At 67.0% G+C, this 1,949-nt stretch carries 2 protein-coding genes; both read left to right on the top strand.

The window, feature by feature from the left end; genetic code table 11:
• Window positions 1-113: 113 nt before the first annotated feature.
• Window positions 114-608: a YajQ family cyclic di-GMP-binding protein gene (locus ACWCO3_RS34295; protein WP_088987555.1), complete on the top strand. Its 495-nt coding sequence runs from the start codon at window positions 114-116 to the stop codon at window positions 606-608.
• A gap of 147 nt (window positions 609-755) precedes the next feature.
• A complete protein-coding gene (locus tag ACWCO3_RS34290; protein WP_450014149.1) occupies window positions 756-1,394 on the top strand; it encodes a class I SAM-dependent methyltransferase family protein in 639 nt (212 codons plus the stop codon).
• Window positions 1,395-1,949: the final 555 nt, after the last annotated feature.

The raw sequence follows: 1,949 nt of genomic DNA, 5'->3' as shown, positions 1-1,949 counted from the left end.
AGCAAGGATAGCGGCTCCACCCGGCACCCACGCAACCGGGTACGGTCAGGGGGTCGTGCCGCTGGTCGGCGGCCGACGGCAGGCCCAGACCGCCGGACAGCAGGAGCAGAAACATGGCAGCGAACCCGTCGTTCGACATCGTGAGCAAGGTTGACCGCCAGGAGGTCGACAACGCCCTTCGGCAGGCGGAGAAGGAGCTTGCGACGCGGTTCGACTTCCGCGGCACCGGCGCCGAGATCTCCTGGTCCGGCGAGGAGGCCATCGGTCTTCAGGCGGAGACCGAGGAGCGTGTTCGTGCCGCGCTGGACGTGTTCAAGGAGAAGTTGGTCAAGCGGAACATTTCGCTGAAGTCGCTGGACGCCGGTGAGCCGCGTCCGTCCGGCAAGATCTTCAAGATCGACTGCAAGGTGATCCAGGGCATCGAGACGGACAAGGCCAAGGCGATCAGCAAGAAGATCCGCGACGAGGGCCCCAAGGGCGTGCAGGCCCAGATCCAGGGCGACCAGCTGCGAGTCACCGGCAAGAAGCGGGACGACCTCCAGGCGGTCATCGCACTGCTCAAGGGCGAGGACTTCGGCGTCGCCCTCCAGTTCAACAACTACAGGTAGGGCGGGGACCATCAGCCCGGCAAGGGCGGCGCTGCCTGGGCACGCCGTCACTCCTGGTCGTCGTTGGTCGGCCGCGATCGGCCTCCGACGGCCTGATGGCGGCCAGGACGGCCTCGGTGTGAGTTTCGGCCTGGCAACGTTGCCCGGATGAGCGCCCCGACATACTGGCAGGCGTGGCATGAGCCCTATGCCGATGAAACGTCCCCGCTGTCGCGTCGACTGCGCCTGGTTCAGCAGCACATTGCGTCGTGGCTTGAGCAGCGTTCCGACGAGCGGCTGACTGCGGTGAGCGTGTGCGCCGGGCAGGGCCGTGACCTCATCGGCGTCCTCGCCTCAAGGTCTGATGCTCAGCGCGTACACGCGACCCTTCTTGAATACGACGCGGGCAATGTGGCGGCCGCTCAGGCCGCCGCCTCTCAGGCCGGGCTCTCCAACATCGTGATCAGGCAGGCAGACGCGGGCCGGCTGTCGTCGTACGCGGGGATGGTTCCGGCCGACCTGCTGCTCATGGTCGGGGTCTTCGGCAACATCTCGGACGCCGACGTAGAGCGAACCGTTGCCGCCCTACCTCAGATCTGCGCTGAGGGCGCCACCGTGATCTGGACCAGGACGCGGCGCGCACCGGACCTGACCCCGGCGGTACGGGAGTGGTTTCGGGATGCCGGCTTCGTGGAGCAGGCGTTCCACGCTCCGGATGGCGTTCGATTCTCTGTCGGCGTTCACCGTTTCGAAAGCGCTCCACAGCCCCTGGAACCTGCGGGAACCCTCTTCACGTTCCTGCGTTGACGCCAGAAGGTCGCTGCCCGAGATTCGCCGCCCGACTATGTGGCAGATCGAGTCACTGACCGCCAAGCGTCGTAGGCCCACCTGAGGTCCCCCGAGTGCGTGTCTGTGAAGACCGTCTCCAGGTACGTCTCATCGATGAAGGTGTAGCCGTGAAGGGTGGACCCGACATCGCCGTCGTGGTGGTAAACCCAGGCGGCACGATGACCGATCCCGCCTCGGCCCCCTCACCCAGCTTGACGGTGGGGCCTGGCGGCAGGTGGGCATCGAGCGAGGCGATGATGTCCGCCCCATCGGCACACCGCCATGGAGCGCCGGGCACGACCAGGATCGTGCGGCCGGGCGCACACCAGGTCGTGCCGCCGTCTCTGGCGCGCTCAGCCGTCCAGTCACCGTAGAGATCGATCGACCAACCATCGCCCAGAACCCGCCGCACGCCCCAATACTGCAACGGCAGCGCCCGGGACGCCTCCGAGCCCCGCCCGCGCCGGATGCTCGTCACCAAGATCCGCGCAACATCAGGGATGTTGGTGTCTCCCGCACGCCGGAGGCAGCAAC

This window comes from Micromonospora sp. NPDC002411 (assembly GCF_053592955.1).
This window is presented reverse-complemented; position numbering and strand designations above follow the sequence as displayed.

Coding starts and splice junctions, on each gene's coding strand:
- ACWCO3_RS34290 (WP_450014149.1), top strand. CDS start 756: ATGAGCGCCCCGACATACTGGCAGGCGTGGCATGAGCCCTATGCCGAT.
- ACWCO3_RS34295 (WP_088987555.1), top strand. CDS start 114: ATGGCAGCGAACCCGTCGTTCGACATCGTGAGCAAGGTTGACCGCCAG.